The organism is Bacteroides sp., assembly GCF_052357945.1.
Classification (GTDB): Bacteria; Bacteroidota; Bacteroidia; order Bacteroidales; family Bacteroidaceae; genus Bacteroides.
In genome coordinates this window covers 1-15,557 of the sequence record NZ_DAWCXD010000042.1, presented here as the reverse complement: position 1 = coordinate 15,557, position 15,557 = coordinate 1, and the positions used below count along the sequence as shown (strand labels likewise).

Annotated in this window: 7 protein-coding genes; all 7 read left to right on the top strand. The window is 42.2% G+C overall.

From position 1 onward, the window contains the following. Nucleotides 1-65 precede the first annotated feature (65 nt). From ACT8YW_RS10140 to ACT8YW_RS10110, 7 genes are read left to right on the top strand one after another with little or no spacing between them, the layout of a single operon-like run. Nucleotides 66-2,327, top strand: a complete 2,262-nt coding sequence (locus ACT8YW_RS10140; RefSeq protein WP_444104836.1) for a fasciclin domain-containing protein — start codon at nucleotides 66-68, stop codon at nucleotides 2,325-2,327. Nucleotides 2,328-2,347: 20 nt separating this feature from the next. After that, nucleotides 2,348-5,611 (top strand): SusC/RagA family TonB-linked outer membrane protein, encoded by a 3,264-nt coding sequence (locus ACT8YW_RS10135; RefSeq protein WP_444104835.1) that lies wholly within the window; start codon nucleotides 2,348-2,350, stop codon nucleotides 5,609-5,611. A 13-nt stretch (nucleotides 5,612-5,624) separates the two neighbouring features. Further along, nucleotides 5,625-7,166 (top strand): RagB/SusD family nutrient uptake outer membrane protein, encoded by a 1,542-nt coding sequence (locus ACT8YW_RS10130; RefSeq protein ID WP_444104834.1) that lies wholly within the window; start codon nucleotides 5,625-5,627, stop codon nucleotides 7,164-7,166. A gap of 13 nt (nucleotides 7,167-7,179) precedes the next feature. Beyond that, nucleotides 7,180-8,892: a DUF5108 domain-containing protein gene (locus ACT8YW_RS10125; RefSeq protein WP_444104833.1), complete on the top strand. Its 1,713-nt coding sequence runs from the start codon at nucleotides 7,180-7,182 to the stop codon at nucleotides 8,890-8,892. A 3-nt stretch (nucleotides 8,893-8,895) separates the two neighbouring features. Next, nucleotides 8,896-10,569: a hypothetical protein gene (locus ACT8YW_RS10120; RefSeq protein ID WP_444104832.1), complete on the top strand. Its 1,674-nt coding sequence runs from the start codon at nucleotides 8,896-8,898 to the stop codon at nucleotides 10,567-10,569. A 20-nt stretch (nucleotides 10,570-10,589) separates the two neighbouring features. Beyond that, nucleotides 10,590-13,733 carry a SusC/RagA family TonB-linked outer membrane protein gene (locus ACT8YW_RS10115; RefSeq protein WP_074556764.1) on the top strand — a complete coding sequence of 1,048 codons (3,144 nt, stop codon included), beginning with the start codon at nucleotides 10,590-10,592 and terminating at the stop codon, nucleotides 13,731-13,733. A 2-nt stretch (nucleotides 13,734-13,735) separates the two neighbouring features. Then, nucleotides 13,736-15,424 carry a RagB/SusD family nutrient uptake outer membrane protein gene (locus tag ACT8YW_RS10110; RefSeq protein ID WP_074556763.1) on the top strand — a complete coding sequence of 563 codons (1,689 nt, stop codon included), beginning with the start codon at nucleotides 13,736-13,738 and terminating at the stop codon, nucleotides 15,422-15,424. The last annotated feature ends 133 nt before the right edge of the window (nucleotides 15,425-15,557 follow it).

The following is a 15,557-nucleotide window of genomic DNA, read 5'->3' as shown; positions in this document are numbered from 1 at the left end:
AAAAGGAAAATATTAATTATATAGTTTAACAAACGACTTATTTTAAATAAATATATTATTAAACAATGAAAGACACTACATTTTTACGAAAAATGCTATGCCTGCTGTGCATTCCATTAGTCTTTGCGGCATGTAGAGACAATATGGATGAACATTACGAAATACCTGATTGGGTAGCAGACAATGCATGGGAAGTGTTAAGTTCCGGTGAACACGGGAACTATTCTATCTTCCTACGGGGAATTGAGATTGCCGACTACAAGCAAATGCTTGAAGGTAAAGCAATCGTGACCATTATGGCTCCAGATGATGCAGCCTTCCAGGCCTATCTGAAGGAAAAAGGCTATGCCAGTATTGACGATATGCCTGTCACGGAAGTGAGTAAAGTGATTGGATATCACATACTCTATTACTCTTACAATAAAGAGAAACTTGTTAACTTTCGACCGGCGGGAGATACAGAAACAGAAGAAGCGCAGGATTTGAATGCTGGTCTGTATTACAAGCATCGTACAAGAAGTAGCGATGCACCTACCGTTGAAACGAACGATGCAGGAGCTTCTGTCATGGTATATCACTTGGAACGCTACTTGCCGGTATTCTCTTACCGCTATTTCCAAACGAAAGGTATTGATGCGAAAAGTAACTATGAGGCGTTCTATCCCAACTCCACATGGACAGGCGACGATGGATTCAATGTTTCTAATGCGTCGGTAAAAGAGTATGGAATCATTGCTAACAACGGTTATATTCATACAGTAGACCGGGTTATTGAACCTTTGGAAACGATTTATACAGAATTGAAGAATCAAGATAAATATTCTATCTTCTTTGATCTTTATGATTCGTTTGGCTATTATGTGGCAGACAATAGCTTGAGTGAATCGTATGCTGCGTCATATGGTGTGGATACGCTTTATACGTATTATCACAGCGGATTGCCAAACATCGCCTGCGAATGGCCGACAACAAGCTTTTCGAATTTTACATCACTGACTGCTGATTCATACAGTATTTTTGTACCGTCGAATACTGCTGTCAATGATTTCTTCGACCGCTTCTGGAAAGTTGGTGGTTATACTTCTCTGCAAGAAGTCGACCCCCTGGCTCTTAATTACTTCCTTTATCAGTTCATTTATGGAGGAGCATTGGTGTTTCCGGATGAAATCGGAACAGGGGAATTGGAATCATTAGCCGGCTCGCCTCTTAACATTAATCCCGCTATGCTTAGCGAAAGAACGATGTGTGTCAACGGTGCTCTTTACGGAATGAATGAGATTCAAGACCCCAGCACTTTCGCCTCGGTCATCGGTCCGTTATTCCAATATAGAAATGCTCGTTCCTTCCTTTACGCTCTGGCAGGTAGTTCGCTGTATTCTTCTTATATCTCTAATCTCTCAAAGTATATTGTCTTGATTCCTACTGCCGAACAATTTGACGCATCTGGTATCCGAACTGTATACAGTACTCAAGGATTGGAAGAAATGGGAGAGAACGGATGGTCTGAAATCAGTACTTCTGCCAAACAGGAAATTGTGTACCTTCACTCTGCTAACATTCCAAGCAATCAGACAGCTGAACTACCAGAAAGTGGAACAAAAGTTTTTCCTACGGAGTCCAGTTGGAACTATTGGTTCGTCAAAGACGGAGAAATTACTTGTAGCTCCCTTTTCAATCAGCAGTTGAATCCGCAGTTCAGCGGAACCATCTTTTCTCCTTTTATCAAGGTCAAGGACGGATCAAACGGAAGCTCTTATCTCTTTGACGCTTCCCAACTGTTTACGGCGGAGAACGGAGATTTGGCTTACAATCTTGCCATTTGTGCAGACCGCAACTATCCGTATTATAATTTTGCAAGACTGCTGCAAAAGGCTGACCTTGTATCCAATCAGAATCTGATGAATGTTTTCGGTAAAGGACGGTTTGTAGCATTTATACCGACCAACGATGCCATACAGCAGGCGTTGTCAAACAACCGAATACCGGGAGCGACAAATGCTTCATTTGATGCGAGCGGTGAACTGACCGGTGATTTTGATGTTGCCAAACTGGCTAATTACTTGAATTCGTATTTTATCACCGCCTCTCAAAATGCGATACCGTCTTATCCTTATATCGGATCAGACTTTAAGAGTGGGCGTTATTGGAGTGAACGTACCACGGAGACTGAAGGAGTACTTCCGCCACAACTAATCTATGCGGATAATGGAACTTCACTGAGTATTCAGCTGGAAGGATATAATGAATGTCATGTAGTATCCACTTATTACTACTTTCCATTCGCATACAGCGGAGGGTGTTTCCATCTGATTGATGATGTCTTTTGATTAACTGAAAAATTGAGATTATGAAATTATTAAAATACACACTGATTGCTATCCTATTCGCGGTAACTACTGGTGAAGCTTTCGGTCAAGCGAAAGTTATCTCCGGGAAAGTGATCGAGATGTTCGGAAAGACAGCAGAACCTATGGTGGGAGTAAACGTACATATTGTCAACTCCCAAAACCGCTCTTTAGGCGGTACTATTACAGACATGGATGGTGTCTATAATCTGAAAGTTCCTGATGGAGACAACCTGACTATTGTCTTTTCGTATATCGGAATGAAAACCGAGAGAATCAAATACAATGGCCAGTCCCGATTGAATATCACTATGAGAGACGATACGAAATCGATCGATGAAGTGGTGATTCAAGGAAGACGCATCGAACGTAATGATTTGGGTATCAGTGCTAGAGAACAATCTTCTGCTACACAGAAGGTAAGTATGGAAGATTTGGTGGCGATAGCACCTGTTACTTCTATTGAGGATGCCTTGCAAGGACAACTTGGAGGTGTAGATATTGTGTTGGGTGGAGGTGATCCCGGTGCCCGCGCTTCCATACAGATTCGCGGTGGTAGTACACTGAATGCCAATTCTGAACCGTTGATTGTTGTTGACGGAGTGCCCTATCCGGCGGAGATAGACGAGAGTACCGACTTCTCGACCATTAATAATGATGACTTGGGTGCTTTGCTGAACATCTCACCGCAAGATATTGAATCTATTGAGGTGTTGAAAGATGCGGCTGCTACAGCCGTTTGGGGTACTAAGGGTGCCAACGGTGTATTGGTCATCAAGACCAAACAGGGGGTGCAGGGAAAAACGCGTTTCAGCTTCTCTTCCAAATTCTCTTCCAAATTTGAACCTTCAAGCATCCCCATGCTGGACGGAAATCAATATACGGCATTGGTTTCTGAGGCTTTGTGGAACAGTGCCAATTACATCGGACTGGCCAACTCTATCTCTTACCAGAATATGCTTTACAATTCTCCGGAGATTGGCTATCAACCCAATTGGACCTATTTCGATGAATATAATCAAAATACCGATTGGTTGTCCGAAGTACGCCGTAATACTCAATCGTGGGAGAACACGTTCTCTATGAGTGGGGGAGGTGAAAGGGCTACCTACCGCTTTTCTTTAGGTTATTTGGATGAAGGTGGTACGACTATTGGAACCGACTTCAGCCGGTTGAATTCTTCATTGAATGTACGTTACAAGTTCTCTGACAAATTAAGATTCAATGCGCAGTTCTCTTTTGTTCAATCCAAGAGAAACAACAACTATTATAATGTACGTACGGAAGCTTTCCGCAAAGCACCAAACAAATCGCCTTACTATATTGATGATGATACAGGAGCCCGTACTTCACAGTATTTCAGTCACAATGAGCGTTCCACATTGGACCCTGCTTTTAAAGAAGACGGTAAGAATAGTAAATACTATAATCCCATTGCTATGGCAAAGGAAAGTGTGAACAGCACTCTTCAAAGAGAGAGCAAGATGAACTTTCAAATTGAATATGATATATTGGACGGACTGAGTTATCAGGGGTACGTCAATATGAATATCCGTAATACGAAAGGACGTATGTTCTTGCCACAGGTGGCCACCGGACTTGCTTGGACAGATAACTTTGCCAACCGTAGTACAGAGACCTCTTCTGACCAATTGACAATTAATACGGAGAACAAGGTGATGTATCGCAAAAATTGGCATGATCAGCATTCCATTATCGCAACTGCTTTATTCCGTACCACGGAAACAACTAAGTCAAGCTACGGAAGCGAGACTTCCGGTAACTCTTCTTCCGGCCTTGCTGATCCCACCATCGGAAGTTCAGTTCGTAAGATTAGTTCCGGAGACTCAAAGGAACGCAGCATCAATGGGGTGGCTTTATTGAACTACACGCTGTTGAATCGCTACATTATCAATGGATCTTTGGGTATGGAAAGTAACTCTACTATGGGTAAGTCTGAACGTTTTGGCTTATTTCCTACTGTCGGTCTGGCTTGGCATCTGGCAGACGAGAAGTTTATGGATTTCTCTAATGACTGGATGGATGAGTTTAAATTTCGTTTTAGTTTAGGTCAAACTGGTAATGCGGCCTCCGGTACGTCGCTCTATTTAGGTTCTTATGCCTCCGGTAAAGATTACATGAATATGAGTGCTATTAAACCGAGCACCATGCAGCTCAATCGTCTGAAATGGGAAACAACTACCGAATACAACACTGGTCTGGATGCTTCTTTCTTAAAAGGAAAACTTCGTTTCACGGTCGATGTCTATCAGAAGTACATCAAAGATATGTTGCAGAAGAAAGTAAAGATGCCAACCACTATCGGTTATGGAAACGGATATGAGGTCAGCTATATGAACTCCGGAAAAATGACGAACAAAGGTTGGGAATTTCGTGTAGATGCGGTTCCGTTTGAGAACAAAGACTGGCGTGTGGGATTCTATGTTAATCTCGCTCATAATGAGAATAAGATAACGGAGATGCCGGATAATTATACCGAGGAAAACTACAGTTTCGACAATGGTAATTATGCTTACCGTAGAGAAGAAGGTCGTCCGATGGGTTCTTTTTATGGTTATCGTTATAAAGGGGTTTACCAAAACAAAGACGCTACCTATGCACGTGATGCGGAGGGCAATATTATGAAAGATATTTCAGGTACGCCGATTGTGATGCGAAACGGAAATGCTACCGTAGCTCCTGGAGATGCTATCTATGAAGATATTAACCACGACGGTGTTATCAATCAGTATGATATTGTCTATTTGGGTAACTCAAATCCAAGACTTACAGGAGGAGCGGGTATTAATATCAGCTATAAGCAGTTCAAGTTGTCGGCCATTTTCTATGGACGTTATGGACAGGATGTGGTCAACTCTACCCGTCTGGACAATGAATCCATGCGTTCCATTAACAATCAAAGTACGGCCGTGTTGAGACGCTGGCGCAATGAAGGAGACCAGACAGACATTCCGCGTGCGCTTTACGGTGAAGGATACAATACGTTGGGCTCCGATCGTTTTGTGGAAGATGCTTCTTACTTACGTCTGAAAACACTGTCGCTTACTTATCGCTTGCCGAAAAAGATGATTCAACGTTGGGGATTTAGCAATATTGACGTGTACGTCACCGGATATAACCTCTTGACGTGGACCAGATATACCGGTCAGGATCCGGAGGTAAAGACGGAAAATACGTATGCTAGAGATAGTGCTACCACACCGGCTTCCATTCAGCTTGTTGCCGGATTTAATTTAAGTTTCTAAAAGATCTATGAATATGAAAAAGATATTTACTATATTGTTACTGTCCGGTGGCTTGTTGATGAGCGGATGCAGCGACTGGCTCGATGTATTGCCCAAAGATAAGCAATCCACCGATATGTACTGGGAATCTTCCGAAGATGTAGAGGCTATTCTTGCACAAGGATACAGTTACTTACGCGATTGTGTACCCTATATCATTAACTGGGGTGAGGTAAGAGGAAGCTCTGTTATTGTTCCCGTCAGATCATCCTCTGCCGGTCTTATCCAGAATTTTATGGTATTACCTTCTACCTCGAGCGTTCAATGGGGTACTTTCTACCAAGTCATCTCTATGGCGAACGCTGTGTTGAAGTACGCACCGAGTGTGATGGAAAAAGATGCCAGTTATTATGAATCGCGAATGAACTCACACCTCACGGAAGCTTACTTCTTGCGCGGATTGTCATATCTATATTTGGTACGTAACTTCCGTGAAGTTCCGTTGATAACTGAGCCTTATGTAGACGATGCCATGCCAACTGACGTAGCTAAGTCTTCTGAAGCGGAAATCCTTGAACAAATCAAGAGTGATGTGCATGCCGCATTGGCGACTGATGCTGCTAAAGAGACGTTCGATGAAACTTGGGAAAACAAAGGACGTGCTACTAAATGGGCTTTGTACGCTTTAATGGCGGAGACATGTTTGTGGGCGGAAGAGTACCAAGAATGCATTACCTATGCCGATTATCTGATTAATGCTACTGCTCCTATACGTCCGGTATTCATGTCGGCATCCGGTCAATGGTTTAATATGTTCTATCCCGGTAACAGTAATGAGTCTATTTTTGAGATTCAGTATGATGAAAGTACATATGCGCAGAACAGCGGAAGCCCATCTAAAACGTTTGCTTATGGCAATACGGTAACAACCAGCACTTATATTTATTCCGAGCCGATGACTCTTCGGCTGATGGCGGAATTTGAGCAGAACAAAAACGAAGTGAACCGCACTTATTTTGGATCATTCGCAGGTACAACTTATGAATCTTTTCCGGACAATGGTATTATCTGGAAATATTCAGGGATGGCTGTTGACAACGTGGAAGCGGTGCGCACCATTTTAGACGCTAACTACATCATTTATCGCATGGCCGATGTTATGCTGATAAAAGCTGAAGCATTGATTCGTTTGGGAGGTACTGCCAATTGGGCAGAAGCATTGTCTATCATTAATACTATACGTGAACGTTCCGGACTTGAGTCGCGCAGTGAAGTTACAGCTGAAAATATCAATGAAACTACCGAAGAAACCTTGCTGGAGATTTTGTTGGATGAACGCGACATGGAATTTGCAGTGGAAGGAAAACGTTGGTACGATTTACTCCGTTACGGCAAACAGCAGAATTTCAAGTATAAGAGTCGCTTTAAAGCTTTAATTATGGAGAATAATCTCACAGCGGAAAGCAAATGGCTCAATTCGGTGCTCGATAATGACAATGCTTGGTTTCTGCCTATCCCGGCCAGTGACATTAACACCAATTCAGCTTTGATGCAAAATCCTTATTACGATAATTAAATGACGATATAAGATGAAAAAAATAAAAGGAATATATTGGATGCTGCTACTCTTTTTATGTGCAGCTTGTAATGACCCTTACGAAGGGGACACATTTGTTGTCTTCGACACGCAGCCGGCAGCGACTTATCTGTCCACCAGATCGGAAGACTTTTCTGAATGGATTAGTATTATGAAATATGCGGACTTGTATAATGCTGTAAATCAAGCGACTCAATATTTCACACTATTTGTTCCCACTAATCAGGCCGTGAAGGAATTTTATTCTCGTAAAGGCGTTTCGTCTATCGAAGAGTTGGGTACGGAATATGCCCGTAATTTGGTGTCTTTCCATATCGTGCAAGACACCATTAATCAAGAGACTTTCATAGAGAAAGAGGGTGCGTTGGCCAAAAGAACCGTTTCTGATGACGTACTGATGGTGTCCTTCGGAAGTGCGGAAGTTGGTGGTGGCGGTATGCAGTCGGTCTACCTGAACAGTGAAGCTCGTGTTTTGGAGTTTGCAAATCTGGTATCTAATGGTTATGTTTATGTACTTGAAAGTACGCTCAATCCGCTTACTGAAAGCGTATACGAACGCATCTCAGAAAACGGTCGGCCTTTCACCATTTTGAAGGCGGCGCTGGAGGCTACCGGACTGGGTAATGAACTGAATGTCATTTATGATGAGGTGACAGATGAATCAGGAGTGATTACTCAGCAGAAACGTAACTATACATTACTGGCCGTTTCGGATGCGGTGTTCCAAGAAGCGGGAGTCGGTAGTTTACAGGACTTAGTTCGGCTGTTGGGAGCCAACAACGACTATACTAATCCGGCGAATGCACTCTACCAATATGTAGCTTATCATGTATTGAGCGGAAGTTATGACTTAAGCAGCCTGAAGAGTTTCGATACAGAAGATGCTAGTTCTAAAATCTGGAATACACTGAATGCGGGGAGTGTGGTGAGAATCAGCGAAGAGGACCGGATGTTTTATTTGAACTATAGAGACGATAATCGGGCAGTTTTTCTGGAGGACTATTGTAATCTGCAAGCTAAGAACGGTTACATTCACCAAATTTCCACTTACTTGCCTGTGGCAGAGGTTGAACCTGAGACCGTATTGTTTGATGTATGTAACTACTCCATCATTGGCGACTGGATTGCAGCAGGCAACGGAGAAGAGGGTATCAAATTTCAAGAGTCATACGGAACAGCTGAGAAAAAATGTAATATCGCAGGTCTTCCCTGCTATCAATACAGCCTTAATAATCCTTCCGGAACATTTAGTAGCTATTTCAACATTACCTATTTCACTACCCGAACCAATAATGACTGGAAAACTGCCAATAATATGGATTTCCTTATGTTGAACTTGGGAAATACAGGTTGGATTTCGATGGAAACTCCCTCTATCATCAAAGGGAAATATAAAGTGACGCTGCGGTTTGGATATGCTACATCCATGGACTTTATCAGAACACAAGACAGCAAGGGCGGAAGTAACGGTGGGCGAATGACATTCAGTTTTGACGGAGAAAACCCCGTTACTCATGCACCTTATACCACAATCCCTTCTAATGCTTTGGGATGTTATACATACGTGCTTTATGACGAGCTGGAATTTACGGAGACTTCTACTCATACTTTCCGGTTGATTATGAATGATCCGGCTGCAAGTAAACATAGTAGTTACCGTATCTATTTAGACTATTTATTGTTTGAACCTATATTTGACGAATAAACCATGAAAATAAAGAAATACATACTCGGCATCGCTCTCATCGGATGGATGGGAAGTAGTTGTTCCGATACATGGGATGACCATTATGCTCAGAGCGATAGTGTAGTGAACAATACGGAGATTTCCGTGGTCAATAAGTCTGTAACAGATTATCTGGCGCAGGAGTCTTCATTGAATGCCATGTATCAGTTGTTTAACGAGACTGGTATGGTTGAGCAGCTGCTGGCAAAAGAGCAGATGTACACCATTTTAGCTGTTGAATCGGACATTACAGCAGGTGATGACCCTACGTATACCGCCCAAACCTATATTTCCGATGCTTCCATTTCGCCTTCCAATTTGGAGGATGGACAGCGCATTCTGATGTGGAGTGGCAAGTATCTGAATATTAAACTTACTTCTCCCGAAACGAGAGCGAATGTTGGCATCTGTTTCAATAATGCAAACGTGAAACGGGTTGTTAAGTTGACTAACGGTTATCTGTATTTGCTGGACCAAGCCATCGAATCTCCAAGAAGCATGTATGAACTCATAGAAAACTTGGGTAGCGATTATTCTACTTTTCGCAAGATGGTCCGTGACCGCTATGTGCTGACTTTTGACAGGAACGCAAGTAAGATAGTAGGTGTAGATAAGACCGGAAATACGATATATGATTCTGTATTTAGTGTAAAAGCACCTTATTTTGAAAATAAAGGATTCAACATAATGTCCGAGAATCTTACAGCTACCATGTTAATTCCATCCAACGAAGTAATCGATGAGGCTTTGAATACCGCACGTCAGAATTTGGAGAACTGGGGGATGACACGTGCCGACAGCATTATTGAAAACTGGGTGTTCCAATCTGCTTTCTTCAATCACAAATACAGTAAGGAAGATTTTGAAAGTAACACCGATTTGAAGTCTATATTCGGCATGCAATGGCGTACCACTGTGCAAAAGGTAGACCTTGATAACCCTATATCAATGAGCAACGGAGTGGCTTACCATGTTACCAAAATGAAAATTCCGACCAATGTATTGATATATCGTATCAAAGAGATTTTTAGAAACTACGAATATTTAACTGCAGAAGAAAAAGAAAAATATTTCAGTACCACCAATCTTTCGTTCGAAAAGATTAGTGAGACAGATGAAGCAAGTTGTACAGGATGGCCTGCACTTGGATTTCCCACAATCGCTTATAGAGTGCTCTACTATACGCTGACTGATGAGACGAATCTGACGTATACACTGGATTACACGCCATTCAAGGGTGAAACTGTAGGGTCCACCTATGTCGCTACTCCCTATAAGATTCCACCCGGAAGCTATAAACTTTATATGGGTTTTAGAGGAAGAAAGGATCTGGGGGCTATTGATATCTCTATTATTAAAGATGGAGTGGAAATACCTGTAGGCAACCTGTCTCAATCAACGCTCAACAACAATACGTCCAATTATCATTATGACCGTAACGGAGGCGGATATCCTGAAGGAATTGACGCTGCGGTAGCTGCCGGATTTAAAAATAAGTCTAAATATGACCGTGACGGTGGTCCTGTAGGAGGAACATTCATTATTCCCGGTGAAGAGGCAAGTGAGATTGTTATACGCTTAAAAGCGTCAGGGTCCAATTTATATCGTGCGGCATTATATCATTGGTGCATGAAACCTACTGAGGACTGTTATTAACCTTATGAAATATTGACAACATGAAAAAGATACAAATTCTATTTTTCGCCCTGTTCGTTTGTCTGTTCTCAGTCAAACTGTATGCGCAGGAACAAGGCAAAATAAGCGGTAAGGTATTATCCATTCTGAATGTTCCGATTGAGGGTGCGGTAATATCTGTTACCGGAAGCGAGAATGTCACTACGGACAAGAACGGATATTTTCAGATTGACTGCAAAAATCCGCAAAATGCCAACATTTCTGTTTGGGCTACCGGATATTATACCGTATTGCAGGCAGTAAATGAGCGTAAGGAACTGAAATTTATGATGATTCCAGAGGAAAAATATAAGTATAATGAGACGACTGTGCTTCCTTTCCGTATTGAAACAAGTCAGGCGACTACATCTGCCGAGAATATCACGAAAAAAGATTTTGTTCCTGCCGGCATGAAGATTGATCGTGCGTTGGCCGGACAGATTGCCGGTCTGCAAGTGACCCGTGGAAGCGGCATGACGGGAGAAGGGAGTTTAATTAACTTCCGCGGAACACGTTCGTTTGTGGGGAATAATGCTCCACTGGTGGTTATCAACGGCATTCCTTACATTCCAGACGTGAACGATTCTCCGCTGATTAATGGATTGAGCCGTAATATCTTTCAGTCTTACAATCTTTATGATATTCAGAATATCACCGTTTTGAAGGGAGCAGAAGCCGCTTTATACGGTTCTATGGGATCCAACGGGGTTATTCTTATCGAAACGGATGGCGCTAATTCGGATAACATGAATACGGAGATCAGTTACTATGGACAGTTTGGTGTCAACTGGAACGACAAACGTACACCTTTGCTTAGTGGAATCAACTATCGCTCTTATCTATCGGATATGGGAATGAGCTATTTCGGAAATATGGATGAGTTCTTTACTGAATTTCCTTTCATGAGTGACCCTACTAATAGTAGGTATGCCAACTATTACAATAACAATACAAACTGGCAAGATCAGATTTATCGCAATGGGTTTGTTACAGAGAATCTGTTTAGAGTAGAAGGGGGTGACGCTATTGCCAAGTATGACTTGTCTCTAGGTTATTCTAAGGAGGAAGGAATACTGAAGAGTACGCAACAAAATCGTTTTCATACGCAGCTGAACGGAAACTTCATGGTTAGTAAGAACTTTGAAGTCTATGCCACCGTAGGGCTGGCATACATCAACGGCAATTATCAGGAACAGGGAATGAATGTGCGTACTAACCCGATATTGACCGCTTATGCGCAGTCTCCACTGCTTGCTCCCTATCAGAAGGCCGATAACGGGGAATTCACTCCGATTTATTCCCAGTATTACTATGGCGTCAGTGAGAACATGGACTTTGCGGTAAGTAACCCGGTGGCCATTGTCAATTCGTTGGATGCCAACAGTCGTCAGTATGATATCAACATCAAAGCCGGTTTCAACTACAAGATTTTTCCCGGTTTTTCTCTCAACGGTGTTTTCGGACTTTACTATAATTATAATAAAGAACATATCTTCATCCCTGGCAAATCAGATTTTAGTATCGTTCCTGCTACCGACTTCTATGGTACGGAAGAGAATACTATCCGTGAAGGGGTGGGCGAAACCACTAATTATTTTTATAACTTGAATGCTCGTTACAACAAGCAGTTTAGTAACCGTCATGTACTGAATGTGATGGCAGGAGTGCAAGTAATGACAACTTTACAGGAGTATGATGGAGCCTATGCTCGTAACACCACCAATGACTTCTATCAGGTGCTTGGTTCGGCCAATTCTATAGGTCGTTATTTTGATGGCTACCAGAACAAATGGAACTGGGCTAATATCTACGGGCATATTGACTATACGTACAACAATGTGTTGAATGTAGCAGCGAATATGTCTGTCGATGGTTCTTCTGCCAATGGACGATACACAAACCATTTTCAAGTCTATCCGTCAGGTGGAGTGACGTGTATGATGAAAAATATGCCGTTTTTGATTGATAATAGTTGGATAAACCGGTTGGATTTGCGCGCGGAATATAGTCTGACAGGAAACAGCCGTTTCTCTTCTACCTATGGAAAGTCATATTACACCAGTTCTCCATATATGGCTGTATCGGGCATCTTGCGTACACAAATTCCAAATACGCATCTCAAGCCGGAAGTTACTTCACAGATGAATCTCAGTTTGGACGCAAGTTTATTGAGAGACCGTCTTTCTTTCGGAGTGGATTATTATCGCGGAAGAAGCAAGGATGTCATCATGAACATCGGCAAGTCTGCAGTTTACGGAACATCCTCTTATTATGCTAATGTAGGCAAGATAGACAATAATGGGATTGAACTTTCTCTGCAGGCTTCGCTCATCCGCTTGCGTGACTTTGAATTGATTGTAGGCGGTAACATCGCTTTCATAGAAAGTAAAGTGAAATCATTGGGAGGCAAAGAACAGGAAGTGACGGAATACAGCGATGGATCGATGATTGTGAGTCGGGTAGGAGGCAAACCCTATGAATTTTATGGATTACAGGCAGCAGGCGTTTATTCTACTCAAGAGGAGGCGGATAAGGCTGGATTGATGAACAGTAGTAATCAGGCATATAATGTCGGTGATGTACGTTTTGTTGACCAAAACAATGATGGCCGCATTGATTCCAAAGATTATGTCACTTTGGGAAGTGCTACTCCCGACTACTTCGGCGGATTATATACTAATATCCGTTATAAACATTTTGCCCTGTCGGCCGAATTCTCTTATTCAAAAGGAAATGAAGCCTATAATGCGGTAAGACAAACACTGGAGTCCTCTTCTTCTTTCTCTAACCAGAGTGTTGCTGTAGCCAATCGTTGGAGTGTGGAAGGACAAGTGACCGACATGCCACGAGCGAGCTATGGAGATGCAATAGGTAACAATAAGTTCTCATCCCGCTGGATTGAGGATGCTTCCTTTTTGCGTATGAAGAGCATAACATTGAGTTATAGTTTCGATAAGCCGGTTTGGAAGTTCTTCCGTTCAGGAACTCTTTACGTAACTGGTGAAAACCTGCTGACTGCTACCAAATATCTGGGGCTGGATCCTGAATTCGCTTATTCATCAGGAAACTATGCCACACAGGGATTTGACTATGCAAAGGTGATGCAGCCTAAATCTGTTAAACTGGGTATTAATTTGAAATTCTAACAATGAAGATGAAAAAAATACTATTAAATGCCGCTTTCGTTTTGGCGGCCACCTTCTTAGGGGGATGCGATGACTTTTTCAATCCCGATACGGATGTTACTCTGGATAATGATGATTATATTTCGGAAGAAAGCGAGATGTATTCCGGTTACATTGGTATCATGACCAAAATGCAAGCCATTGGCGACAAAGTAATTTATCTGAATGAACTTAGGGGAGAAATGGTGGTACCAACTGTAACGGCTCCCACCGAACTATATAACATCTACAATTATGATGATGATTTAAATGGTAATTCATATGCCGATCCGTCCGGATTCTATGAGGTGATTAACGCCTGCAATGATTATCTCCGTAAACTGAAAACATACGAAGAGAATCATTCTATCAATGAGGGACATTACAAGGCTCTAGTCAGCAGTACGCTGCGCATCAAAGCGTGGATGTTTATGACTATTGCCAAGATCTACGGTGAAGTGGCATGGGTGGATAAACCGATGACTTCGCTGAGAGACCTGTCACAGTTTGATATACTGGATCTCGACGAGACGATGGTAGCCTGCAAGAATCTGCTAGACATCGGTTATGACAACATTGACGGCACCTATGAAACAGCATGGAAAGACTGGGTAGATCCCGATACAGAGCTGGCAAATAGTGAATATCGCCGTTGGGATATGATGACTCCGCCTTATTATGCTTTGTATGCTGAAATTTGTCTGTGGCTTGGTCGGTATCAGCAATGTATCAATCTTATTCTGAATAAAATGAACAGTACTTTGTCGAGCTCAACCAATACGTCTATTGCTTTCCTGCGCAACGAAATGTTGTTTAGTCATTACTCCAATTTTTTCAACAATGAGACTCCTTATGACTATGAATCAGCATCGGCCATTATGTACGACTATCAGAATAAGCAAACCAATAGTTTGCTAAAACATTTTGATTCTGACTATCCCAATAAATATTGGTTGGCACCGGCTGAAGTCGCTGTAGAACGTTTCAGAGACAATGAGTTTGATCCGTTGGGAAATAAAAAAGAAGATTTCCGTATGAATCGTACAGTTAGCGAATATAACGGGAAATGGGTGATTTGTAAATTCCGTCCTAACTCCGGCTCTGTACGTCCGGCCTACCGTGACGATGTTTTTATCTACACCTATCGTGGAGCCGATCTTTACTTCATGTTGGCAGAAGCCTTCAATCAGTTGGGTAGAAGATCTGTGGTCGATGCGCTTATCAATGTAGGTGTCAGTGCTTATATTAGTGAATTTGATATGGATAGTGAAGGAACTTACTACGGTGATTGGTATGGACTCACTCCGCACTGGACTAACGGAAGTGTTGTGTATAACTATTCAAACGGAACCAGTGGAATAGGTAGTCGTAAATATGGTGACAGAGGTATACGTGGAGTGGAATGTAGCTATAGCAACATTGGGGCACGCACGTTCACCTCGGATACCAAAAGTAATGATGAGGAAATTCTGAAAGAGATGATGCTCGAAATGGCGTGTGAAGGAAAGGTGTACCCTGCCATGATTCGTGTGGCGAAACGTTATAATAAAGACTACAGCTTTATGGCGAAATATATTTCGGAAAAATACGAAAGTACGGGTAATGCTACAGCCATCTACGATAAGATAATGAAGGGAGATTTTTTCATTAAATGGGATTTGGGAATGGACTAAAAAACGTGAACTAAAAACACAACTAGAAATGGCTCGACTTTGAATATAATGGAGAGTCGTGTTTATCCTTTGATGTGGATTAGGGTGGAGTGACGCGGGTTTTTGAATGAGAATCCGCGTCATTTGTTTCAAA